The following is a 24,002-nucleotide window of genomic DNA, read 5'->3' as shown; positions in this document are numbered from 1 at the left end:
GACTCCGCCTTGCAAGCGTTATTTTGACAAGCGTATTAACGATGCTTGAACACCGGTTTGCGCTTCTCCACGAACGCGGCCATACCTTCCTTCTGATCTTCGGTAGCGAAGAGCGAATGGAACAGGCGCCGCTCGAAATGCACGCCTTCCGCGAGCGTCGTTTCGTAGGCGCGATTGACCGATTCCTTCACCATCATCACTGCCGGCAGGGGGAATTCTGCAATCGTCGCAGCCGCAGCCACCGCTTCGTCCACCAAGGAAGCAGCCGGAATCACACGCGACACCAATCCGGCGCGCTCAGCTTCGGCGGCATCCATGAACCGCGCGGTCAGGCAGAGGTCCATTGCCTTCGCCTTGGAGACGGCGCGCGGCAAGCGCTGCGTACCGCCAGCGCCCGGCATGATGCCGAGCTTGATTTCCGGCTGGCCGAACTTTGCCGTGTCGGCGGCGAAAATGATGTCGCACATCATCGCCAACTCGCAGCCGCCGCCGAGCGCGAACCCGGCCACTGCGGCAATGATCGGCTTGCGAATGGAGCGAACAGTTTCCCAGTTGCGGGTGATGTAGTCACCCTTATAGACATCCATATAGGTATAGGTGGACATCATGCCGATGTCGGCACCGGCCGCGAACGCTTTTTCACTGCCCGTGACCACGATCGCGCCGATCGCGTCGTCCGCATCGAACTCGCGCAGCGCCGTCCCCAACTCGTCCATCAACGCGTCATTCAGAGCGTTCAACGCCTTCGGACGATTCAACATGATCAAGCCGACTCGTCCCCGCGTCTCAACCAGAATGTTCTCGTAAGCCATGCCGCCTCCCAAGGGTAGAAAAATTGCGCGCGAAAACACTTCGCGCGGCCATCTTAATAATGCTACCATTCACCAACCAACCGGTCGGTCAATTATTCGACAGGCTTTTCCCAACGTACAGCCAAGCCCCTCTGCCATGACACATCCGCTATTCACCAAGCACGAAGACACGCTGCAAAAGGCACTCACCGCGGTTGAAACGCGCGGCTACTGGAGCCCGTTCGTCGAAATGCCCAGTCCGAAAGTGTACGGGGAAACGGCCAACGCGGACGGCGAAGCCGCATTCAAAGCGCACCTCAACGCAACGTTCCAGCTGGACCAACCGTCGACGGGCGAAACCGTCGGCGCCGAAGTCTCACCGTTCGGATTCCCGCTCGGCGTGCGCTATCCGAAGGCCGACCCCGCCGCTCTGATCGCGGCCGCCGCCGCCGCCCAGCGCGACTGGCGCGCGGCGGGCCCGCGGGCATGGATCGGCGTGTGCCTCGAAATCCTTGCCCGCGTGAATCGCGCCAGCTTCGAAATCGGCTACAGCGTGATGCACACGACCGGTCAGGCGTTCATGATGGCCTTCCAAGCCGGCGGCCCGCACGCGCAAGACCGCGCGCTTGAAGCCGTCGTGTACGCATGGGACCAATTGCGCCGCATTCCCGGCGACGCCTATTGGGAAAAGCCGCAAGGCAAGAACCCGCCGCTCGCCATGCACAAGCGTTACACCGTTGTGCCGCGCGGCACCGGCCTCGTGCTCGGCTGCTGCACCTTCCCGACGTGGAACGGCTATCCGGGCCTCTTCGCCGATCTGGCCACCGGCAACACGGTCATCGTCAAACCGCACCCGGGCGCAATTCTGCCGCTCGCGCTGACCGTGCGAATTGCGCGTGACGTTTTGCGCGAAGCGGGATTCGATCCGAACGTCGTTACCTTGCTGGCCACCGAACCGAACGACGGTGCACTCGTCCAAGACTTGGCCCTGCGCCCGGAAATCAAACTCATCGACTTCACGGGCAGCACGCAAAACGGCACGTGGCTCGAGCGCAATGCGCATCAGGCGCAGGTCTACACCGAAAAAGCCGGCGTGAACCAGATCGTGATCGACTCGGTCGACGACATCAAGGCCGCCGCCCGCAACATCGCCTTCTCGCTCGCGCTGTACTCGGGCCAGATGTGCACCGCGCCGCAAAACATCTATGTGCCGCGCGGCGGCATCCGCACTGCGGAAGGCACGCTCGGTTTTGACGAAGTCGCTCAAGCCATTGCCGGCGCCGTGCAAAAACTCGTGGCCGACCCGGCTCGCGCTGTCGAACTACTCGGCGCGATTCAGAACGAAGGCGTGACTCAACGCATCGACGATGCCGCAAAACTCGGCCGCGTGCTCGTCGAGAGCCTGACGCTCGAACATCCCGCATTTGCCGCGGCCCGCGTGCGCACGCCGCTCGTGCTTCAACTGGATGCCGCCACCGACCAAGCACAGTTCACCAAAGAATGGTTCGGCCCGATCTCGTTCGTGATCGCGACGGACTCGACTGCGCAGTCGCTCGATCTCGCCGGCGCGATCGCCGCCGAGCACGGTGCGCTGACGCTGTCGGTGTACAGCACGGACGACGCGGTGCTGGAAGAAGCGCACGAAGCATCGATCCGCGGTGGTGTGGCCTTGTCGATCAATTTGACCGGCGGTGTGTTCGTCAATCAGTCGGCAGCCTTTTCCGACTTCCACGGCACGGGCGCGAACCCGGCGGCCAATGCCGCGCTGGCGGACGCCGCCTTCGTATCGAATCGCTTCCGCGTAGTTCAAAGCCGGGTTCATGTTGAACCGAAAGCGGCGCCGGCGGTAGCTGGCTGAATGGCATAAGACAAAACACGGCTTCGTCCTATGCCGTTTGGCCGAATGGACCTGGCTGTGCACCCAAACTAACATGAGACATCGGATCGGCACCTCACGCCGATCCGCCCCAGCAGGAATCCATATGAACGACGCCTTCATTTGCGATGCGATTCGCACTCCAATCGGCCGCTACGGCGGCGCCCTGAAAGATGTCCGCGCCGACGACCTCGGCGCGGTGCCGATCAAGGCGCTGATCGAACGCAATCCCGGCGTCGACTGGCGCGCTCTCGACGACGTCATTTATGGCTGCGCGAACCAGGCCGGCGAAGACAATCGCAACGTCGCCCGTATGTCCGCGTTGCTGGCCGGCTTGCCCACCGAAGCACCCGGCGCAACCATCAACCGCTTGTGCGGATCGGGTATGGACGCGGTCGGCACCGCGGCGCGCGCCATCAAGGCGGGGGAAGCACGCCTGATGATCGCCGGCGGCGTCGAAAGCATGACGCGTGCGCCGTTCGTCATGGGCAAGGCGACTAGCGCGTTCTCGCGTCAGGCCGACATTTACGACACGACCATCGGCTGGCGCTTCATCAATCCGCTGATGAAACGTCAGTACGGCGTCGATTCAATGCCTGAGACCGCGGAAAACGTTGCCGTCGAATTCAGCGTGAGCCGTGCTGATCAGGACGCGTTTGCGCTGGCGAGCCAGCAAAAAGCCGCTCGGGCCCAGCAGGACGGCACGCTGGCCCAAGAAATTGTCGGCGTCGACATCGCGCAGAAGAAGGGTGACCCCGTACGCGTGCTGCTCGATGAACACCCGCGCGAAACTTCGCTCGAAAGTTTGGGCAAGCTCAAGGGCGTGGTCCGTCCGGACGGCAGCGTGACGGCCGGCAATGCGTCGGGCGTGAACGACGGCGCGTGCGCACTGTTGCTCGCAAACCAGCAGGCCGCCGATCAATACGGACTGCGTCGCCGCGCCCGCGTGGTGGGCATGGCAACAGCAGGCGTCGAGCCGCGCATCATGGGTATCGGTCCGGCGCCGGCCACGCAAAAGCTGTTGAAGCAACTCGGCATGACGCTCGAACAGCTCGATGTGATCGAGTTGAACGAAGCCTTCGCATCGCAAGGCCTGGCTGTTCTGCGCACGCTCGGTCTGCGCGACAACGACCCGCGCGTCAACCCGAACGGCGGAGCCATTGCGCTTGGTCATCCGCTGGGCGCATCAGGCGCGCGTTTGATCACGACCGCGTTGTACCAGTTGGAACGGACCAATGGCCGCTTTGCGCTTTGCACAATGTGCATCGGCGTAGGCCAGGGCATCGCGCTGGTCATCGAGCGAATCTGAGGTCGACGCCACAGCGCGCATCGGTCAAAGAGACTTTGAGGAGACACCCAATGTCATATGAAGCGATTCGACTGGACATCGACGCGTCGAGCCATGTCGCAACCATCACGCTGAACCGGCCGGACAAACTCAACAGCTTCACGCGCGCGATGCATCAGGAATTGAGCGCCGCGCTCGACGAGGTCGAAACGTCCGGCGCCCGCGCGCTTGTGCTCACCGGCGCGGGCCGCGGCTTTTGCGCCGGCCAGGATCTCGCCGACCTCGACTTCACGCCAGGCGCCATGACCGATCTGGGCGAACTGATCGAGCAACATTTCAATCCGCTGATTCGCCGCCTGCAAGCTTTGCCGCTGCCGGTCATCGCCGCGGTGAACGGCACGGCCGCCGGCGCGGGCGCCAATCTCGCGCTCGCGTGCGACCTCGTCCTCGCGGCTCGCTCCGCCAGCTTCATTCAGGCGTTCGTGAAGATCGGCCTCGTGCCGGACTCGGGCGGCACATGGTTCCTGCCGCAGCGCGTCGGCATGGCTCGCGCGTTAGGGCTCGCCATCACCGGCGACAAACTCAGCGCGGAAAAAGCCGAAAGCTGGGGCTTGATCTGGCAAGCAGTCGACGACGCGGAACTCGCCGCCATTGCGGCGAAACTTGCGACTCAACTTGCGCAACAACCCACGCGCGCCATCGCCGCAATCAAGCAGGCCATGCGGAAGGGCGCGACGCAAACGCTCGACCAGCAACTCGATCTCGAACGCGATTTGCAACGTCAACTGGGTGCTTCCCACGACTACGCAGAAGGCGTGCAAGCCTTTGTTGAAAAGCGCGCGCCGCGCTTCGAGGGCCGCTGACATGTCCGCTCAAGCCAACCATCCCAATCAGATGACACCCGACGAACTCGCCCGCGCGACTGCTGCTGCAATGTACGAGAACGACGCGTGCAGCCGCGCGCTCGGCCTCGAAATCGTCGAAGTACGCCCCGGATACGCGCGCCTGCGCATGGCCGTACGTGAGGACTTTCTGAACGGCCATCAGATTTGCCACGGCGGCCTGATTTTCACGCTCGCAGATTCGACCTTTGCGTTCGCCTGCAACACGTACAACATCAACACGGTTGCCGCCGGATGCTCGATCGAGTTTCTGCGGCCCGTGCGAGGGGGCGACGTGCTGACAGCGGAAGCCGTCGAGCAGACGCTGAGTGGCCGAACCGGCATCTACGACATTCGCGTGACGAACCGTGCCGAAGAAACCGTTGCAATGTTCCGCGGCAAATCGGCGCAAATCAAAGGCAATCTGATTCCGACAGGCGAGTGATAACAGCAACCTCGCAGCAAACGCTATAACTCCGAGACACCACGCAGCAAACCAATGACAGATTCGCGGCCCAGTAGCGGCTCTTCGCCGCCACACCGCTAAACAGCAGCCAGCCCCAGGTTTTTGCGCGCAAGCGCGCGTATTTCAGACCCAAGCATTGAGGCAGCAAGGAGACATTCGATGACCACCGCCCTTCCGCTCGATCCGATCGAGACCGCCAGCCGCGACGAACTTGCCGCGCTTCAACTTGAACGGCTTAAATGGTCGTTGAACCACGCTTATGAAAACTCGCCGGTTTATCGACACAAATTCGACGAAGCCGGGGTTCATCCGAGCGAAGTGAAAACCCTCGCGGACCTGGCGCGGTTCCCCTTCACCACCAAGAAGGATCTGCGCGACAGCTACCCGTTCGGTATGTTCGCCGTGCCTCAGGAACAGATTTCACGGATTCACGCATCGTCCGGTACCACGGGTAAGCCGACCGTCGTGGGCTACACCGCGCGCGACATCGACACGTGGGCGAATCTCGTCGCGCGTTCGATCCGCGCCGCCGGTGCGAAGCGTGGCGACAAGGTTCACGTGAGCTATGGCTACGGCCTGTTCACGGGCGGTCTCGGCGCGCACTACGGCGCCGAACGCGCGGGGCTCACTGTGATCCCGTTCGGTGGTGGCCAGACCGAAAAGCAGGTGCAACTGATCCAGGACTTCCGGCCGGACATCATCATGGTGACGCCGAGCTACATGCTCTCCATTGCCGACGAACTCGAGCGTCAAGGCATCGACCCGGCCAATTGTTCGCTGCGCCTCGGCATCTTCGGCGCGGAACCGTGGACCAACGACATGCGTCAGGCAATCGAAAAGCGCATGGGCATCGATGCTGTCGACATCTATGGCCTGTCCGAAGTGATGGGCCCGGGTGTGGCGTCTGAGTGCGTGGAAACGAAAGACGGCCCGACCATCTGGGAAGATCATTTCTATCCCGAGATCATCGATCCCGAAACCGGCGAGGTGCTGCCGGACGGCGAACTCGGCGAATTGGTGTTCACGTCGCTGACCAAAGAGGCGCTGCCGATCATCCGTTACCGGACGCGCGACCTGACGCGCCTATTGCCGGGCAGCGCCCGCACCATGCGTCGGATGGAAAAGATCACCGGCCGCTCGGACGACATGATGATCGTGCGCGGCGTGAACGTGTTCCCGACGCAGATCGAGGAACTGCTGCTCAAGCAGCACGCGCTCGCGCCGCACTATCAGATCGTGCTGACCAAGGAAGGCCCGCTCGACGTGTTGACGTTGAACGTCGAACCTTGCCCGGAATCGGCGCCGGATACGGCCGCGTTGAACACGGCCAAGCAGGCGTTGACCTATGACATCAAGGCGCTGATCGGCGTGAGCGCGGTGGTGAACGTGCTGGGTGTGAACGGGATCGAGCGTTCGGTCGGCAAGGCGCGGCGCGTGGTGGACAAGCGCAAGTCGGGGCTGTAACAAGCAGGAAGTAACGCGCGGCGCGGCGGACCCGCACCGCGCCACGCGCTACTCAACCCTCAAGAATTCGGCAGCAACAGCCACATCCGGCCGCCCTGCTTCATCTTGCCGGCCAGATCGCCGGCGTCGTCGCCGAGGCCCCAGAAATAATCGGCGCGCACGCCGCCCTTGATCGCGGAACCCGTGTCTTGCGCGAAGACGAGGCGATTCATCGGCGAGTTCGTCAACGGACGCGTGGTCTGCAAAAACACCGGCGTACCAAGTGGAATCGACGTCGGATCGACTGCAATCGACCGCTCCGGCGTTAGCGGCACACCCAGCGCGCCGATTGGGCCGTCCGCGCCGCCGCTCGGCACGCTTTCGCCGGAAGGCATCTCGCGGAAAAAAACGAAGCGCGGATTCGTATCGAGCAACGCATCGACGCGCGTCGGGTTCGCGCGTGCCCACGCCTTGATGCCCTGCATGGTCGCCTGCGCGGGCGTCAGTTCGCCGCGATCCAGCAGCCAACGTCCGATCGACTTGTACGGCTGATTGTTGGTACCGCCGAAGCCCAGACGCATGACGCTGCCGTCTTCCATCACGATGCGCCCGGACCCCTGCACCTGCAGGAAGAAAGCTTCGATCGGATCATCGACCCACACGAGTTCGTTACCGTTGAGCACACCTGCGCGTTCGAGTTGCGCACGCGCCGGCAGCGGCGCGCCCGCGCGATAACTCGCCGGCCAGCGATACAACGCGGTCTGATACACACCGTGCCGCGTACGCGAACCACGCAGCAAGGGCTCGTAGTAGCCCGTGACGAGACCGTCGAGGGTGCCGTCGGTATTCGCTAACTGGAATGGCGTGAAATAGGCTTCAAAAAAAGCCCGCGCACTGGTGACGTCGAGGTCGTCGATTTGCGAGGCTGCGGCACATGCGCGCGCCCAGTTCGGTTGACGTGCGAGCCTCACGCAGTTTTGCCGCAACGCGGCCGTTGCGCCTATCAACGAGTCGTCCTGCCAACCCGGCACTTGCTGCCACGCAACGGCGGTCAGTCGTGTCGCGGCGATCTGTCCGGGTATGATCGCGGCACCCGTGGGGGGCGAAACCGAAGGCCGGATCGCTCCGCCGCCACCGCAGGACGCCAGCATCACCGCAACCGAAAGCGCTCCGAGCCATGCTCCGGCCGTGCGGACAAAACGCATACAATGTTCGTTCTTGATGGAAACCGCCATGTCTGATCTGTTCGACGAATACCCGATGCTCATCTTCGCGCTGGAATCGCTCCTCGCGCTCTTCCTGCTCGTCTTTATCGTTGTGTGGACGTCGTCCGGCAAGAAGAAAGCGGCGCGCGCCAACGCGAGTGAACAGCAAAAGCAGCAAAAATCGCAGTAATGCTGCGCGCTTAACCGCGCATTGAGCTTCTTAAAGACCGCGGGCCACGCCCTCGGTTCAATGCAAGGTGCGCGGCATGCGCAAGATGAACTCCGGCACTGGCGCTTCGAAACGCTCGCCGTCCTCGGCCACGCAGAAGTATTCCCCGCGCATGGTGCCGACCGGCGTGGCAATCACCGCCCAACTCGTGTACTCGAAATGCTCGCCCGGTTTGAGCAACGGCTGGTGCCCGACCACGCCCAGGCCCTTCACTTCCTGCACGTTCTTGTCGCTGTCGGTGATCACCCAATGGCGCGCGATCAATTGCGCGGGCACCTGGCCGGTGTTACGGATAGTCAGCGTGTATGCGAACGCATACTGGCGGCGCTCCGGGTCCGACTCTTCGGGCAGATATTGCACCTGCGCCGAGACGCTGAATTCGTACTGGCTCATCCTGATTCCGGTCTGCTGAAACGGGGTGTGAAAAATCGCGGGAAAGCCCGAACGCCAATGGTTTGCGGGCGCATTGGCGAAGCGGCGCTGATGGTTTTGGCATTCTGCTTGATGCGCGGCACGCCCGCAACCGGACAAATCCCTTTGGACAAGAGCGAGTAAGGCGTTTTGTCGCGTTCGCCGCTCAAACGACGAGCCGCCCCCGAATGCGTCCGTGAACCGGAACGCCCGCGCACAAAACTGTAAAATGGCGCTTTCCCGCTTGCCTCCGCCCCTGCCATGACGCAATTCCGCATCGCTCCAAGCATTCTGTCAGCCGACTTCGCCCGCCTCGGCGAGGAAGTCCGCAACGTCGTCGCCGCCGGCGCCGACTGGATTCACTTCGACGTGATGGACAACCATTACGTGCCGAACCTGACCATCGGCCCGTTGGTCTGCGAAGCGATCCGCCCGCATGTCGACGTGCCGATCGACGTGCATCTGATGGTGCGCCCGATCGACCGCATCGTCCCGGACTTCGCCAAGGCCGGCGCGAACCTGATCAGCTTTCACCCGGAAGGCTCGGACCATATCGACCGCACGCTGTCGCTGATCCGCGACCACGGCTGCAAGGCCGGCCTGGTGTTCAATCCGGCCACGTCGCTGAATTATCTGGATCACGTGATGGATAAGCTCGATCTTGTGCTGATCATGTCGGTGAATCCGGGCTTCGGCGGGCAGTCGTTCATTCCGGAAGCGCTCAACAAGCTGCGCGAAGCGCGCAAGCGGATCGACGCCTACAAGGAACGCACCGGCCGCCAGATCTTCCTGGAAGTGGACGGCGGCGTGAAGGTCGACAACATCGCTGAAATCGCGGCGGCCGGCGCGGACACCTTCGTGGCCGGTTCGGCGATTTTCGGCCAGCCCGACCACAAGGTCGTGATCGAAAAGATGCGCGCGGCGCTCGCCAACATTCAGCACTGAGCACTTGTAAGCAACATGACTACTCCGTTCCCCGCTCCGACCTTCACCAGCCCACGCCTGCAAGCCGCGATCATCGACCTGGACGGCACGATGATCGATACCGCCGACGACTTCACCGCCGGCCTGAACGGCATGCTCGCGCAACTCGACGCAGAAGAAACGTCGCGCGAGGAGGTGGTCGGTTATGTGGGCAAGGGTTCAGAGCATCTGATCCGCAGCGTGCTGGCGCCGCGCTTCGAAACGGAGCATGCGCAAGACCGCTTCGACGAAGCGCTCGCGATCTATCAGGAGGAGTACGCGAAGATCAACGGCACGCACACGCGGCTTTATCCCGATGTCGAAGCCGGCCTGATCGCCATGCGCGAGGCCGGTCTCAAACTCGCCTGCGTGACCAACAAGCCGCACCGGTTCGCAGTGGAGTTGCTGCAGCAGTATGGGCTCGCGCAGTATTTCAGCGTCGTGATCGGCGGCGACAGCCTGGCGAAAAAGAAGCCGGATCCGCTGCCCATGCTGACCGCCGCGGCACAACTGGGCGTCGAACCGCGAGCCACGGTGGCCATCGGCGATTCGGAAAACGACGCGCTGGCGGGCCGCGCGGCGGGCATGGCGACGCTCACGGTGCCGTACGGCTACAACCACGGCCAAGCTATACAAACAATAAAATCCGATGGTATAGTTGACTCGCTGCTCGGCGCCGCCAAGGCGATCGCAGCGCACCATTCCACGACTTGAAAAGTCCTTCATCCTCATGTTTCTGAATAAAAAACGGAGTCTGATTAGCATCGACCGGGGAGCCTGGCCCTGGCGTCGCTGGTCGCGCTAACCTCGCCTGAGGTACGCTGAAGCTCGTCTTCGGCAACCGTTTTTTACTTCGCTGCGCTCACGCGTTTTTTCCATCATCTTGTTTCGCTGCATCGGTTGATTCGGCCTGCGTGTACCCGCAAAGTACATCTGTGCGCTGAAATCCCTTGCACGCGTCGATGGGAAACTCGCGCCGGTCGGTATCATCGTGTCGATACGTCGAACGAACGCCTGACCGGCCGCGCAATGACCCGCTTTGTCCGACGCACACTGCCGCCGGACCACCGTACAGGATCGGAACATGACCGAACTCGAATTTCAGTCCCTCGCCAATGAGGGCTTCAACCGCATTCCGCTGATCGCCGAAGCGCTCGCCGACCTCGAAACGCCGCTCTCGCTGTACCTGAAGCTCGCGCAGAGCGAACGCAACGGCGCGAACTCGTTCCTGCTGGAGTCGGTGGTGGGCGGTGAACGTTTCGGCCGCTATTCGTTCATCGGCCTGCCGGCGCGCACGCTGCTGCGCACCCGCAACGGCGTGTCAGAAGTGGTGCGCGACGGCAAGGTCGTCGAAACGCACGAGGGCGACCCGCTCGAATTCATCCAGCAATTCCAGGGCCGCTTCAAAGTGGCGCAGCGCCCCGGCTTGCCGCGTTTCGCGGGCGGTCTGGCCGGTTATTTCGGTTACGACGCGGTGCGCTACATCGAGAAAAAGCTCGCGCACACGGCACCGAAAGACGATCTGAATCTGCCCGACATCCAGTTGCTGCTGACTGAGGAAGTCGCGGTGATCGACAATCTCGCGGGAAAGCTCTACCTGGTGGTCTACTCCGATCCGACGCAGCCCGAGGCGTACACGAAAGCCAAACAGCGGCTGCGCGAACTGCGCCAGCGTTTGCGCACCACCGTGCAACCGCCGGTCACGTCGGCGAGTGTGCGCACCGAGACCTACCGCGAATTCGCCAAGGACGATTACCTGGCGGCCGTGCGCAAGGCGAAGGAATACATCGCCGCCGGCGAACTGATGCAGGTGCAGGTCGGCCAGCGCCTGATCAAGCCGTACCGCGACAATCCGCTCTCGCTGTACCGCGCGCTGCGCTCGCTGAATCCGTCGCCGTATATGTATTACTACAACTTCGGCGACTTCCACGTGGTAGGCGCATCGCCGGAAATCCTGGTGCGCCAGGAAAAGCGCGGTGAGGATCGCATCGTCACGATCCGGCCGCTCGCCGGTACGCGTCCGCGCGGCAATACGCCGGAACGCGATGCGGAACTCGCCACCGAGCTGCTGAACGACCCGAAGGAAATCGCCGAACACGTCATGCTGATCGACCTCGCGCGTAACGACGTAGGCCGCATCGCGCAAATCGGCTCGGTGGTCGTCACCGACAAGATGGTGATCGAAAAGTACTCGCACGTGCAGCACATCGTGAGTTCGGTCGAAGGCAAGCTGAAACCCGGCACCACCAATTTCGACGTGCTGCGCGCCACCTTCCCGGCCGGCACGCTGTCGGGCGCGCCGAAGGTCCGCGCGATGGAATTGATCGACGAACTGGAGCCCGTGAAGCGCGGCCTGTACGGCGGTGCGGTCGGCTATCTGTCGTTCACCGGCGAAATGGATCTGGCCATCACGATCCGCACCGGCGTGATCGCGAACGGCAATCTGTACGTGCAGGCGGCAGCGGGTGTAGTCGCGGATTCGGTGCCGGAATCCGAATGGCAAGAGACCGAGAACAAGGCGCGCGCCGTGTTGCGCGCCGCCGAACAGGTTCAAGACGGCCTCGATAGCGACTTCTGACCGGAGACACACCATGCTGCTAATGATCGACAACTACGACTCGTTCACCTACAACCTGGTGCAATACTTCGGCGAACTCGGCGAAGACGTGCGCACCTATCGGAACGACGAAATCACGCTGGACGAAATCGCGAAGCTCAACCCCGAGCGCATCTGTCTGTCGCCCGGTCCGAGCAATCCGCAACATGCCGGCATCACGCTCGACGTGCTGCGTGAATTCGCCGGCAAGACGCCGATTCTCGGTGTCTGTCTCGGCCATCAGGCGATCGGCGAGGCTTTCGGCGGGCGCGTGGTGCGCGCGCAAACCATCATGCACGGCAAGGTCAGCACGATCGAAACCGACTGCAAAGGCGTGTTCGCCGACCTGCCGAAGCATTTCGTCGTGACCCGCTACCACTCGCTCGCGATCGAACGCGAATCGCTGCCCGACTGCCTCGAAGTATCGGCATGGACCGAAGACGGCGAGATCATGGGTGTGCGCCACAAGGAACTGGCCGTGGACGGCGTGCAGTTCCATCCGGAATCGATCCTGTCCGAACACGGCCACGCGCTGCTCGAAAACTTCGTGAAGCAGTCGAAGCTCGCGAGCGCGCAAACGTCCAACCGCAACGCCTGATGAAGAGAGACGACATCATGTCGATTACGCCCCAGGAAGCGCTGCAACGGACCATCGAGCACCGCGAGATTTTCCACGACGAAATGCTGCATTTGATGCGGCTCATCATGCGCGGCGAACTCTCGCCCGTGATGGCGGCCGCGATCATCACCGGCTTGCGCGTCAAAAAAGAGACCATCGGCGAAATCACCGCCGCCGCCACGGTGATGCGTGAATTCGCCCGGCACGTCGACGTGCCGGACAACTCGAACTTCGTCGATATCGTCGGTACCGGCGGCGACGGCTCGCACACCTTCAACATTTCCACGGCGACCATGTTCGTCTCCGCCGCGGCCGGCGCGAAGGTCGCAAAGCACGGTGGCCGCGGCGTGTCGAGCAAGTCGGGCAGCGCGGACGTGCTCGAAGCGCTCGGCGTGAATATCGATCTGCAGCCGGAACAGGTGGCGGCGTCGATTGCGGAAACCGGCATGGGCTTCATGTTCGCGCCGAACCATCATCCGGCCATGAAGAACATCGCGCCGGTGCGCCGCGAACTCGGCGTGCGGACCATCTTCAATATTCTCGGGCCACTGACCAATCCGGCCGGCGCGCCCAATCAACTGATGGGCGTGTTCCACGGGGACCTCGTCGGCATTCAGGTGCGCGTGATGCAGCGCCTCGGCGCGAAGCACGTGCTGGTGGTGTACGGTATGGACGGCATGGACGAGGTCTCGCTCGGCGCGGCGACGCAAGTCGGCGAGCTGCGCGACGGCCAGATCCACGAGTACGAAATTCACCCGGAAGACTTCGGCATGCAGATGGTGTCGAACCGCACGCTGAAAGTGGCCGACGCCACCGAATCGAAAGCAATGCTGCTCGAAGCGCTCGACAACAAGCCGGGCGTCGCCCGCGAGATCGTCACGCTGAATGCGGGCACTGCCCTGTATTCGGCGAACGTGGCTTCGTCGATCGCGGATGGCATCCAGTTGGCGCGCGAAGCGATCGCGAGCGGCAAGGCCCGCGCGAAAGTCGACGAGCTGGTCCGCTTCACCCAGCAATTCAAGCAGTAATCACGTAGCGAGACATTTATGAGCGACATCCTCGACCGTATCATCGCGGTCAAACGCGAAGAAGTCCGCGCGGCCGAACAGAGCGCGCCGCTCGAAGAGCTGCGCCTGGAAGCGTCGTCGCGCGACCTGCGCGATTTCGTCGGCGCATTGCGCGCGAAACACGCGGCGGGTCTCGCCGCGGTGATCTCCGAAGTCAAAAAAGCGAGCCCGTCCAAAGGCGTGTTGCGCGAGCACTTCGTGCCGGCCGAGATCGCGCGTTCGTATGAAAAGCACGGCGCGGCCTGCCTGTCCGTGCTCACCGACGTGCAGTTCTTTCAAGGCAGCGTCGCGTATCTGCAGGAAGCACGCGCGGCCTGCAATTTGCCGGTGCTGCGCAAAGACTTCATCGTCGATCCGTACCAGATCGTCGAAGCCCGCGCGATGGGCGCGGACGCGATCCTGCTGATCGCCGCCGCGCTCGAAACCTCGCAGATGCAGGATCTCGAAGCGCTCGCGCATTCGCTCGGTCTCGCCGTGCTGGTCGAAGTCCACGACCAGCATGAGCTGATGGAATCCCTCACGCTGAAAACGCCGTTGATCGGTATCAACAACCGCAATCTGCGCACCTTCGAGACGTCGATCGAAACGACGATCGGCATGCTCGAAGCGATTCCGGAGGACCGCATCGTCGTCACGGAGTCGGGCATTCTGTCGCGCGCCGATGTGGAACGCCTGCGCGCGATGGACGTGCACACGTTCCTCGTCGGCGAAGCGTTCATGCGCGCGGACGAGCCGGGCGTGGAGCTTGCTCGGATGTTTTTCTGAGCACGGTGTCGACACACGGCACGCGGCGCACATAGCGGAGCAGATCATGGGCATGGAACGCGAAATCAAACTGGCGCTGCCGCCCGCGCAGGTGCAAGCGGCGACGCAATGGTTCATCGCGCGCGCAGGTGGGACGGGCCGTCCGATCAAGCTGGTGAATATTTACTTCGACACGCCCGAGCTGACGCTGGCGGGTTCGAAGAGCGCGTTGCGTCTGCGTCAGACGCCGGACGGCTGGCTGCAGACCTTCAAGACGGTGGGCAACGCCAGAGAAGGTTTGCACAGCCGGCATGAATGGGAAATGCCGGTGGCGGGTGAAAAGCTGGAGATCGATGCGTTGTTACGCGAGTGCGACGAACCGTCCGCCGCGGATGCTTTGCGTCAGGCAGCGCCCGAACTCGTCGAATTGTTCCGCACGAATTTCACCCGGACGCTGTGGCGTGTCGAAGTGGACGGCTCGGACATCGAAGCGGCGATCGATCAGGGCGACGTGTTCGCCGAGGTCGATAGCGAAACGCGTCGCGCGCCGATCTCGGAAGTCGAGCTCGAACTGAAGTCCGGCGACGAAGCCGCGCTTCACACACTCGCCGCGGAACTCGGTAAACAGATAGCCGGTCTCGCACCGGACAATATCAGCAAGGCGCAGCGCGGTTATAAGTTGCGGGCTGGTTGAGGCGACACCTTGAGCAACGCCGCGTTTGCTGCGACACTTCCCCGCCATGACCTCCGCTTCCCGTACCCGCTCCAATCCGTCGCAGGCATCGCTGTTCGGCGACGCCGCGTCTGCACCGGCCACTGACATGACGCACGCGCAGCCGCAGCAAACCAGCGCCAGCGCCGCCACGCGGCCGCCAACACTCGAGGCCCAGTTCGACACCCTGCCGCCCGCATGGCGCGCACACCTCAAACCGTTTATCGAAAGCGACGCCTACGCGCCGCTCTGCCGTTTCGTCGACGGTGAGCGCGCCGCCGGCAAAACCGTCTATCCCGCCGACGTGTTCCGCGCGCTGCGTCTGACCAGTCCTGACGAAGTGAAAGTCGTCATCCTCGGCCAGGACCCGTACCACGGCGAAGACCGCGGCACGCCGCAAGCGCACGGCCTCGCGTTTTCCGTGGCGCCGGACGTGCGCACGCCGCCGTCGCTGCGCAATATCTTCAAGGAAATCGCCGCAAGCCTCGGTCACGAGACGCCCCGTCACGGTTGTCTGGACACATGGGCGAAGCAAGGCGTGCTGCTGTTGAACACGGTGCTGACCGTGGAGCGTGATTCCGCCGCCAGCCACGCGAAACGTGGCTGGGAAAAATGCACCGACACGCTGATCCATGAACTAGCGATGCGCCATGACGGCCTCGTGTTCATGCTGTGGGGCGCGCATGCGCAAGCCAAGCGCGCGCTGCTCGTCGGCAAGTCGCATTACGTCCTGGAGGCGCCGCATCCGTCGCCGCTGTCGGCGCATCGCGGTTTTCTCGGCTGCGGGCATTTTGCGAAGGCCAACGACTATCTCGCGCAGCACGGCCGCGAACCCATCGACTGGCGCCTGCCCGACGAAGCGCAAATGCTCGCGTAAAAACCGCCGGCATCCGGCATCGCGCCACAAAGAAAAAACGCCACGGACCCAAGGTTCGTGGCGTTTTTCATTCCGGTGCTATCGACCGCATCGAAGCGGCGCAGCCAGATTTACGCAGCAGCGATCGCTTCGCGCGCGGAAGCCAGCGCGGCGCCGGCAGCGTCCGGGCCCATGTTCAGGCCTTCGGCGTAGATGAAGTTGACATCGGTCATACCGAGGAAGCCCAGGAAGCTCGTCAGGTACGGCGTCTGGCTGTCGTTCGGCGTGCCCAGATACTTGCCGCCGCGTGCCGACACGACGTGAACCTTCTTGCCCTTCACGAGACCTTCCGGACCGTTCGCCGTGTACTGGAACGTGATGCCGGCACGGGCGATGAAGTCGAAGTACGTCTTCAGTTGCGACGAGATGCCGAAGTTGTACATCGGTGCGCCGATCACGACGATGTCGGCGGCTTGCAGTTCGGCGATCAGCGCTTCGCTGCGCGCGGCGATCGCGGCTTGCTCGGCCGTGCGTTGCTCAGCCGGCGTGAAGAACGCGCCGAGGACGGCGTCGTCCAGGTGCGGCAGCGGTTCAGCTTGCAGATTGCGGACGACGACTTGCGCGCCCGGATTCGATTGTTGCAGTTTTGCGGTCAGCTCGTTGACGAGCAACGTCGAGTTTGCGCCTTGCGAGCGGGCTGCCGAGTTGATTTGCAGGATCGTGGTCATGGTTGACTCCAGTTGGGGCGCGCAGTGTTGCGCGAATGGAGCCATTGTGTTTTTTTACCGCCTCGGGAAAAAGCCATCCGGCGGCGACGGATCGTTGCACTGGTAGAACAATCCGCCACCACGGGCCGTCCGTTGGGACGGCCCGGATGACGATCAGCTAGCCAGCCAGCGCTCGCGAGCCTTGCGCGCGGCGGGGCGCTTGTCGCTGGCGCTAAGCTTGTAGCGCGCTACCTCAGGCCCGTCCAGCTTGACTTGCGCGATGCGCAACTCGTCGCGGCGGAAGGCGTGAATCTCGACTTTCGCGCCCGGCTGGTAGCGCGCGAGCAGCCCGTCAAGATTCGAGCCCGTCACGCGCAGGCCGTCGAGCGCGATCAGCACGTCGCCGGCCGAGAGCCCTGCCTTTTGTGCGGCGCTGCCGTCATGAACCGCTGCCAGCGTGCAATCCGCGCCGCCGCGCATGCGCGCGCCGAGCGACGGCTTGGCGTTTTTGTCCACTTCGGGCGCGATTTCGACGCCGAACGGTGCGAGCAGCGTGTCGAGGGGCAGATCGCGCGTGCCGTGGACGGCTTCGGCGAACAACTCGGCCAATTTCGCGCCGGTCGCTTCCGCAAAAATCGCTTCGATCTCGCTTTCGTCGACGCCGACTGGCTTGCCGCGATAGAAGTCACGGCCGAAGCGCTGCCACAGCAGACGCATCACGTCGTCGAGCGATTTGCGGTTGTTGGTCTGCGCGCGGATCGTCAGATCGAACGCGAGCGCGACCAGCGAGCCCTTGGTGTAGTAGCTGACGATCGCGTTCGGCGCGTTCTCGTCCTGGCGGTAGTACTTGACCCACGCGTCGAACGAGCTTTCGGCGACGGTCTGCTTGAGACGTCCGCTGCCGCGCTGCACGCCGCCGATCACCTTGCCGAGCATGCCGAAGTAGTCGTCCTGCGAGATCAGGCCGCTGCGCACGAGGATCAGGTCGTCGTAGTAAGAGGTGAAGCCCTCGAACAACCACAGCAGCGACGTATAGTTTTCGACGCTCAGATCGTACGGCGCGAACACGGCCGGCTTGATGCGCTTCACGTTCCAGGTGTGGAAGTATTCGTGACTGCACAGGCCGAGGTAGGTCCGGTAACCTTCGGTGAGCGCCTCGCGCCCTGCCACCGGCAGATCGCCGCGATTGCAGATCAACGCGGTTGAAGCGCGGTGTTCGAGGCCGCCATAACCATCGGTGACGGCCTGGGTCATGAATACGTAGCGATCCATCGGCGCTTTCTTCGACTTCGGCTCGAACAACGCGATCTGCGCTTCGCAAATGCGCTTCAGGTCGGCGGACAGACGCACCATGTCGAGCCCGATCACGCGTCCTGCGATCACGATGTCGTGGGGCACGCCATGCGCCTTGAACGTCGCCAGCGCGAATTCGCCCAGCGTGACGGGATGATCGATCAGTTCGTCGTAGTTATGCGCGCGATACTCGCCGAAACCGTAACGCTTCGTGCCGCGCGCCTCCGGCAGCGCGGTCGCGACACGCCAGTTGCGATACGCCGCGCCTTCGGGTTTCTGAATATCGACCACGCACTGCGCCTCTTCATGGCCGAGCGGCGAGAGGAACACGCTCGTGCCGTTGAAAAAGCCCGTCGTATCGTCGAGATGCGCCGCGCGCACCGATAGATCCCACGCGTAGACCTCATAGCGCAACGTCAGCGCGCCCTTGACCGGCGCAGCCTGCCACGTGTGCTTGTCGGTCTTCTCGACGCGCACTTTGCGGCCCGCGTCGTTGAAGGCGCGCAACGTCACGATGTTGCGGGCGAACTCGCGCACCATGTAGCTGCCCGGAATCCACACCGGCAGCATGAAACGCTGGCCGGCCGGATCGGGATCGGCGACGGTCACGGTGACTTCGAACAAGTGAGCGGCGGGTTGCTTGGGAACGATGGTGTAGCGGATCGGCTTCATCGGCGGCGATTAGAAGAGGTGAGGCGGGGATGTTCGGGCTTGATGCGAAAGGAGGCGCACGTCGCGCCTCCTTTGTTCGTTGTGTTCCGCGTGCTCAGTGCACTGCGGACATTTCCTTGTCCAGCCGGTCGGCCGGCACGGCGCCGGGCAGACGGCGGCCGTCGGCTAGGAACACCGTGGGCGTGCCGTCGACGTTCATTGCGTGGCCGAGCGCCAGGTTCTTGTCGATCGCGGCAGTGTCGCAGGTGCCGGCGGCGGTGGGCGCCTGATGGTCCTGCATCCACGATTCCCAAGCCTTCGCGCGATCCGTCGAGCACCAGATCGATTTCGATTTGGCGGTCGAATCCGGCGACAGCACCGGGTACAGGAACGTGTAGACCGTCACGTTGTCGATCGACTTGAGCGACGTTTCGAGCTGCTTGCAGTACGGGCAGTTCGGGTCGGAGAACACGGCGATCTTGCGCGCGCCGTTGCCCTTCACGACCTTCACCGCGTTCCCGAACGGCAGGCTCGCGAAATCGATGCGGTTGGTTTCAGCGAGGCGCGCTTCGGTCAGATTCTTGCGGGTCTTGGCGTCGACCATGTCGCCGAGCATCAGGTAATCGCCGTTCGCGTCGCTATAGACGATCTGCGTGCCGAGGTTCACTTCGTACAGGCCGGCAATCGGCGACTTCGTCACGCTCTTGATCGACACGTCGGCGAGACGCGTCTGCAGCGTGGCTTTGAGCTTGTCGGTGGTCTGGTCGGCCTGCGCGGAGCAGCCGATCGTGACGGCGGCGATGGCAAGCACGGCGGCGGCCATGCGGAAAGTTTTTTTCATCCTGAATTCCTGGTTCAATCGTGCGCCATGCGCACGCATTGCTCGTTTCCTGACGTTTCCAGTCTGACCGGAACGGCGTCCATCCGCTCATGATACCTGTGTCGCCGGCCGCGGCATGCCCGGCCGGGTGCTTCAACCCAGCGCGGCCGACACCAGCCAGCGCTTGATGAACGGCTGCGCGCCCACGAACGCCATGCCGGTATTACGCAACACTTTGGCAAACGGACCGGGAACCGAGAAGAGTTTTTGCAGCCCGTCGGTGGCAATCATCAGCGCGCGGATGTCTTCGCGGCGGGCGCGTTCGTAGCGGCGCAGCAGCACCATGTCGCCGAGATCGCGGAACGATTCCTTGCCGGCGACCGCGTCGGCGAGCGCCGCGACGTCGCGCAGGCCGAGGTTCATGCCCTGCCCGGCCAGCGGATGAATCAGATGCGCGGCGTCGCCGACCAGTGCGACGCGTGGCGCCACCAGCCGGTCGACCGTTTGCAGTGCGAGCGGGAAACCTTGCGCGGGCGTCACGCAATCGAGCGCGCCGAACTGGCCGCCGGTCACGCGTTCCACTTCCGCGGCGAGTTGCGCCGGATCGAGCGCGATCAGTTGCTCCGCGTGCTCGGTGCGCGCCGACCAGACCAGCGAAACGTGGCCGTCCGGCATGGGCAGGAGCGCGATGATCTCGCCGTCCTTGAACCATTGGTAAGCGGTTTCGCCGTGCGGCTTTTCGGCCTTGAAATTGGCGACCACGCCGGTTTGCTTGTAGTCGCGCCGGTCCATCTTCGAGCCGATCTGAGCACGCACCCACGAATGTGCACCGTCCGCGCCGACCACCAGATCGGCGTCGAGCACATTGCCGTTGGCTAGCCCGACGCTCGCGCTATCCGCGGTGAAGTCCAGCGCCTGAGCGCGCGTGTCGATCCAGGTGAGATTCGGCTGGAAGCGCAGCGCCGCATCCAGCGCACGTTCGATCACCGACGACTCGACGATCCACGCCAGTTGCGGCACCGAAGCCTGGAACGCGGAGAAATGCAGTTCGGCGTGCGCGTCGCCGTAGACGCGCATGTCGTAGACGGGCCCGAGCCGCGCCAGATCCAGCGCCTGCCAGACCCGCAAACGCTCCAGCAAAGCCTGTGAACTCGACGACAACGCGTAGACCCGCGAGTCGAAGGCGACGGCGGCGGGCAGTGCCGCGCAGGGTTGCGCGAGCAGCGCCACGCGCAACCCGCCTTGAGTCAGCGCGAGCGCCGCGGTCTTGCCGACGAGCCCGCCGCCGATCACGGCGGCATCAAAGGTCTGGTGGTGTGCGTTCATCCGCGCATTATAGCCGCGGGGGTTGCGGGGGACGGATCGATGCACACGGCGTTTGAGCCCAAACAATCGCGCCGATGCTCACAGGCGACCGGCGGCCGCGTGTGCCGCGTTCGCTTCGCGCAGCCGCGTGAATTCGCGGTCGGAAGACAGGAGCCGCCAGGCGCTCGCCTCGAGGTCGCCCTTGCGCTCCCGCTGATCGCCGCGCACGGCGCAGTCCGGGAAAATGCGGTCATACACGTGCCACAGTGAATCGAAGTCGTTGGCATCGGCGTATTGGGCGATCTGCTTTTTATCGTCCAACGTCAAACGGCTGGCGAGGCAGTTGACCGTCTGCCGGTCCGAGTTCGCCTGGGCGTCGTCGAAGTTCGGCGATACCCATGACGCGATCGCGCTGCCCAGCGCGACGACAGCCACGCCCGTGATGACCCATCGTATTGTTCTCATTTTTTCCTCGGATTGGGCTCTAGCGGCCCTGAACCGGCGATTCTACAATGCGTTCGAGAAATTCTTACCTGAACCTTGCAATCGCCGATCGAGCGATGGGCGCCGCTTTCCCGCTGCCGCGTCGGTGCGCCGATCCGAACGGGTTACAATTGCGCTTTCCGTGAAAACTTGCGCCCGGTCGTCGAGCAACGCCCCGATCCGGTGTCTTGTCCCGCTCCGCTGCATTGGTCCGCCACGCCACACGCGAAGGCTTCTCGAATCCTGCACACAGCGTCGAGCGCATCACGCAACTTACTGATTCACTGAAGGATTTCCATGAGCCTCAAATGCGGCATCGTCGGCTTGCCTAACGTCGGCAAGTCCACCCTGTTCAACGCGCTGACCAAGGCGGGCATTGCCGCCGAAAACTATCCGTTCTGCACGATTGAGCCGAACGTCGGCATCGTCGAGGTGCCGGACGCGCGTCTGAAGGCGCTCGCCGAGATCGTCAAGCCGGAGCGCATCCTGCCGGCCGTGGTGGAATTCGTCGACATCGCCGGTCTGGTGGCCGGTGCGAGCAAGGGCGAAGGTCTGGGCAACCAGTTCCTCGCCAACATCCGCGAAACCGACGCGATCACGCACGTGGTGCGCTGCTTCGAAGACGAGAACGTGATTCACGTCGCGAACAAGATCGATCCGCTGTCGGATATCGAAGTGATCAACACCGAACTGGCGCTGGCCGACCTCGCCACCGTCGAAAAGGCGCTGGCGCGCTATTCGAAGGCCGCCAAGTCGGGTAACGACAAGGAAGCCATCAAGAACGCTGCGGTGCTGGAAAAGGTGCGTGCGCAACTCGACCAGGCCAAGCCGGTCCGCGCGCTCGACCTGTCGGACGAAGAAAAGGTCACGCTCAAGCCGTTCTGCCTGATCACTGCCAAGCCGACTATGTACGTGGCCAACGTGAAGGAAGACGGCTTCGCGAACAACCCGCATCTGGACGCGGTCGCGAAGTTCGCAGCGGCCGAAGGCGCGCCGGTCGTCGCCGTGTGCGCCGCGATCGAAGCGGAAATCGCCGACCTCGACGAAGCCGACATGGAAGTGTTCCTCGCCGACATGGGCATGGAAGAGCCGGGTCTGAACCGCGTGATCCGCGCCGGCTTCAAGCTGCTGGGCCTGCAAACCTACTTCACGGCTGGCGTGAAGGAAGTGCGCGCGTGGACGATCCACGTCGGCGATACGGCGCCGCAGGCCGCGGGCGCGATTCACACGGACTTCGAGCGCGGCTTCATTCGCGCGCAGACGATCGCGTTCAACGACTACATCACTTACAAGGGTGAGCAAGGCGCGAAGGAAGCCGGCAAGATGCGTGCGGAAGGCAAGGAATACGTCGTGCATGATGGCGACGTGATGAACTTCTTGTTCAACGTCTGAGTTTCTGCCTGGGCTTCGGCTTCGGCATGAGACGGCCACGGGTGAAAACCTGAGCGTTGTCGCCCGCAGCAAGTGACTTCAAGAGAGCCCGCTTTTCAAAGCGGGCTTTTTTTATTGGCCGCTAGTTTGCCTTGGAGCGCGCGCAGCGCAGCGGCAACGCGATGCCGTCCCTGATCGCCGCCATTCTTGCCGGTGAATCCGTGAGCACCGCATCGATGCCGAGGCACGCCGCCATGCGGTAATCGTCCGCATCGTTCACGGCAATCGCGACGATGCGCACGTCGGGCTTCTGCCGGAAGCACGCGACCGTTGCCGCCGTCCACAGCGTAGCCTGCACATCCGACCGCCCTTCTCCCAGCGTGAATTTCTCGACCACCGTCAGCGCGCGATGCAACTCGAACGCGGTCATTGCGTGTCCGGCCGGCGCATCCACACAGCCTTGATTCAGCAAGACGCGCACGAGCCGCTCACGCGTTGCATCGCGCGATTCGAACAGTCTGGCTTGCGGATACGCGGCAAAGCTCTGTTGATAATCGGCTTCGGTCGAATAGATCGATACACGCTGCCACGCGTTTTCTTCGTCGAGCACGCGCGCGACGGCTTGCGTCTGCGGCCCGGCAGGCAGCGCCTTCATGTCGAGGATGACCGGCATGCCCGCCGGCATCGCGCGCAGTGCCTCGCGTAGCGTCGGAATGCCCGAAGGATGATCACGGTATGGATACGCCTGTCCGCGGCGGAAACTCCACCCGGCATTCACGCGGGCGAGTTCAGCCGCGGTATAGGCGGACACCGGTCCTTTCGCGTAGGTCAACGCCGACAGGTCCGCTGGTCGATACAAGACCGGCACGCCGTCCTTGCTCAACTGCACGGTGAGCCACATCGCGTCGGCATGATGCTCGATCGACAGGTGGATCGCTTCGAGCGTGTTCTCCGGCGCATCGCCCGTGCCGCCACGGTGGGCGATGATCTCCGGCAATGAACTCACCTGAGTGACGGCATCGTTGCTCCTCACTGGCGCGAGCGAACAACCGGCCAACGCCAGGCCCGCCACCCAGCTACCTGCTACCAATCGCAATGAAGAACCCAGCATCTGCAATCCTGATTAACGCACCGTGACGTAACGTACACGAATCCACGCGAGCAACTCAAACTCGTAGGCGCCGAGCAGACTAAGGCCTCGCACAGACCGTCGCCTTCAACCACC

The 24,002-nt window shown here is 63.2% G+C and carries 24 protein-coding genes; 15 read left to right on the top strand and 9 right to left on the bottom strand.

All coding sequences use genetic code 11. The annotated features are described in order from the left end of the window. Positions 1-35: 35 nt before the first annotated feature. Complete coding sequence (locus tag P0D80_RS24010; protein WP_408287003.1) at positions 36-812, bottom strand: enoyl-CoA hydratase; 777 nt, start codon at positions 810-812, stop codon at positions 36-38. Between the two features lie 136 nt (positions 813-948). On the opposite strand from P0D80_RS24010, the gene paaN reads away from it, so the two are divergent. From paaN to paaK, 5 genes are all read left to right on the top strand, one after another. Next, on the top strand, positions 949-2,649 hold the full coding sequence (gene paaN / locus P0D80_RS24005; protein WP_408287001.1) for a phenylacetic acid degradation protein PaaN: 1,701 nt from the start codon (positions 949-951) through the stop codon (positions 2,647-2,649). A 124-nt stretch (positions 2,650-2,773) separates the two neighbouring features. Beyond that, the gene (gene pcaF / locus P0D80_RS24000; protein ID WP_408179115.1) at positions 2,774-3,976 is read left to right on the top strand and encodes a 3-oxoadipyl-CoA thiolase; all 1,203 of its coding nucleotides are present in this window, start codon (positions 2,774-2,776) and stop codon (positions 3,974-3,976) included. A gap of 50 nt (positions 3,977-4,026) precedes the next feature. Beyond that, positions 4,027-4,818: a 2-(1,2-epoxy-1,2-dihydrophenyl)acetyl-CoA isomerase PaaG gene (paaG, locus tag P0D80_RS23995; protein ID WP_408287000.1), complete on the top strand. Its 792-nt coding sequence runs from the start codon at positions 4,027-4,029 to the stop codon at positions 4,816-4,818. A gap of 1 nt (position 4,819) precedes the next feature. After that, a complete protein-coding gene (gene paaI, locus P0D80_RS23990; RefSeq protein WP_408286998.1) occupies positions 4,820-5,281 on the top strand; it encodes a hydroxyphenylacetyl-CoA thioesterase PaaI in 462 nt (153 codons plus the stop codon). A 180-nt stretch (positions 5,282-5,461) separates the two neighbouring features. After that, positions 5,462-6,766 (top strand): phenylacetate--CoA ligase PaaK, encoded by a 1,305-nt coding sequence (paaK, locus tag P0D80_RS23985; RefSeq protein ID WP_408286996.1) that lies wholly within the window; start codon positions 5,462-5,464, stop codon positions 6,764-6,766. Positions 6,767-6,825: 59 nt separating this feature from the next. Here the strand turns inward: paaK and mltA are convergent, their stop codons facing one another. After that, entirely contained in the window at positions 6,826-7,950 is a 1,125-nt protein-coding gene (gene mltA, locus P0D80_RS23980) for a murein transglycosylase A (RefSeq protein WP_408179110.1), read from the bottom strand. 28 nt (positions 7,951-7,978) lie between these two features. Here mltA and P0D80_RS23975 point away from each other — a divergent pair, with 28 nt between their 5' ends. Continuing rightward, positions 7,979-8,140: a hypothetical protein gene (locus P0D80_RS23975; RefSeq protein WP_012434443.1), complete on the top strand. Its 162-nt coding sequence runs from the start codon at positions 7,979-7,981 to the stop codon at positions 8,138-8,140. Between the two features lie 57 nt (positions 8,141-8,197). On the opposite strand, the gene apaG is transcribed toward P0D80_RS23975, so the two are convergent. Beyond that, positions 8,198-8,572 carry a Co2+/Mg2+ efflux facilitator ApaG/CorD gene (gene apaG / locus P0D80_RS23970; protein WP_132376796.1) on the bottom strand — a complete coding sequence of 125 codons (375 nt, stop codon included), beginning with the start codon at positions 8,570-8,572 and terminating at the stop codon, positions 8,198-8,200. A 279-nt stretch (positions 8,573-8,851) separates the two neighbouring features. Here apaG and rpe point away from each other — a divergent pair, with 279 nt between their 5' ends. From rpe to P0D80_RS23930, 8 genes are all read left to right on the top strand, one after another. After that, the gene (gene rpe / locus P0D80_RS23965) at positions 8,852-9,535 is read left to right on the top strand and encodes a ribulose-phosphate 3-epimerase (protein ID WP_408286994.1); all 684 of its coding nucleotides are present in this window, start codon (positions 8,852-8,854) and stop codon (positions 9,533-9,535) included. 15 nt (positions 9,536-9,550) lie between these two features. Next, the gene (locus tag P0D80_RS23960; protein WP_132376794.1) at positions 9,551-10,267 is read left to right on the top strand and encodes a phosphoglycolate phosphatase; all 717 of its coding nucleotides are present in this window, start codon (positions 9,551-9,553) and stop codon (positions 10,265-10,267) included. Between the two features lie 370 nt (positions 10,268-10,637). Continuing rightward, a complete protein-coding gene (gene trpE, locus P0D80_RS23955) occupies positions 10,638-12,131 on the top strand; it encodes an anthranilate synthase component I (protein ID WP_132376793.1) in 1,494 nt (497 codons plus the stop codon). A gap of 13 nt (positions 12,132-12,144) precedes the next feature. After that, the gene (locus P0D80_RS23950) at positions 12,145-12,747 is read left to right on the top strand and encodes an aminodeoxychorismate/anthranilate synthase component II (RefSeq protein ID WP_408286992.1); all 603 of its coding nucleotides are present in this window, start codon (positions 12,145-12,147) and stop codon (positions 12,745-12,747) included. 17 nt (positions 12,748-12,764) lie between these two features. Then, positions 12,765-13,796 (top strand): anthranilate phosphoribosyltransferase, encoded by a 1,032-nt coding sequence (gene trpD / locus P0D80_RS23945; RefSeq protein ID WP_408179107.1) that lies wholly within the window; start codon positions 12,765-12,767, stop codon positions 13,794-13,796. A gap of 18 nt (positions 13,797-13,814) precedes the next feature. After that, the gene (gene trpC, locus P0D80_RS23940; RefSeq protein WP_408286991.1) at positions 13,815-14,600 is read left to right on the top strand and encodes an indole-3-glycerol phosphate synthase TrpC; all 786 of its coding nucleotides are present in this window, start codon (positions 13,815-13,817) and stop codon (positions 14,598-14,600) included. Positions 14,601-14,646: 46 nt separating this feature from the next. Further along, positions 14,647-15,273, top strand: a complete 627-nt coding sequence (locus tag P0D80_RS23935) for a CYTH domain-containing protein (protein WP_408286990.1) — start codon at positions 14,647-14,649, stop codon at positions 15,271-15,273. A 46-nt stretch (positions 15,274-15,319) separates the two neighbouring features. Further along, the gene (locus tag P0D80_RS23930; protein WP_408286989.1) at positions 15,320-16,168 is read left to right on the top strand and encodes a uracil-DNA glycosylase; all 849 of its coding nucleotides are present in this window, start codon (positions 15,320-15,322) and stop codon (positions 16,166-16,168) included. A gap of 110 nt (positions 16,169-16,278) precedes the next feature. On the opposite strand, the gene P0D80_RS23925 is transcribed toward P0D80_RS23930, so the two are convergent. The 5 genes from P0D80_RS23925 to P0D80_RS23905 form a co-directional block, all read right to left on the bottom strand. Then, the gene (locus tag P0D80_RS23925) at positions 16,279-16,875 is read right to left on the bottom strand and encodes an FMN-dependent NADH-azoreductase (protein WP_132376788.1); all 597 of its coding nucleotides are present in this window, start codon (positions 16,873-16,875) and stop codon (positions 16,279-16,281) included. 153 nt (positions 16,876-17,028) lie between these two features. After that, positions 17,029-18,819, bottom strand: a complete 1,791-nt coding sequence (locus P0D80_RS23920; RefSeq protein ID WP_408286987.1) for a M61 family metallopeptidase — start codon at positions 18,817-18,819, stop codon at positions 17,029-17,031. A 94-nt stretch (positions 18,820-18,913) separates the two neighbouring features. Beyond that, positions 18,914-19,639 (bottom strand): DsbC family protein, encoded by a 726-nt coding sequence (locus P0D80_RS23915; RefSeq protein WP_408253554.1) that lies wholly within the window; start codon positions 19,637-19,639, stop codon positions 18,914-18,916. 132 nt (positions 19,640-19,771) lie between these two features. Then, entirely contained in the window at positions 19,772-20,944 is a 1,173-nt protein-coding gene (locus P0D80_RS23910) for a UbiH/UbiF family hydroxylase (RefSeq protein WP_408286985.1), read from the bottom strand. Between the two features lie 78 nt (positions 20,945-21,022). Further along, a complete protein-coding gene (locus tag P0D80_RS23905) occupies positions 21,023-21,388 on the bottom strand; it encodes a hypothetical protein (RefSeq protein ID WP_408179101.1) in 366 nt (121 codons plus the stop codon). A 315-nt stretch (positions 21,389-21,703) separates the two neighbouring features. On the opposite strand from P0D80_RS23905, the gene ychF reads away from it, so the two are divergent. Continuing rightward, positions 21,704-22,798 carry a redox-regulated ATPase YchF gene (ychF, locus tag P0D80_RS23900; protein WP_408179100.1) on the top strand — a complete coding sequence of 365 codons (1,095 nt, stop codon included), beginning with the start codon at positions 21,704-21,706 and terminating at the stop codon, positions 22,796-22,798. Positions 22,799-22,919: 121 nt separating this feature from the next. Here the strand turns inward: ychF and P0D80_RS23895 are convergent, their stop codons facing one another. Further along, a complete protein-coding gene (locus P0D80_RS23895) occupies positions 22,920-23,888 on the bottom strand; it encodes a glycerophosphodiester phosphodiesterase family protein (RefSeq protein WP_408286983.1) in 969 nt (322 codons plus the stop codon). Positions 23,889-24,002 lie beyond the last annotated feature (114 nt).

It is taken from the genome of Paraburkholderia sp. RL17-373-BIF-A (assembly GCF_046030175.1).
Lineage (GTDB): Bacteria > Pseudomonadota > Gammaproteobacteria > Burkholderiales > Burkholderiaceae > Paraburkholderia.
This window is presented reverse-complemented; position numbering and strand designations above follow the sequence as displayed.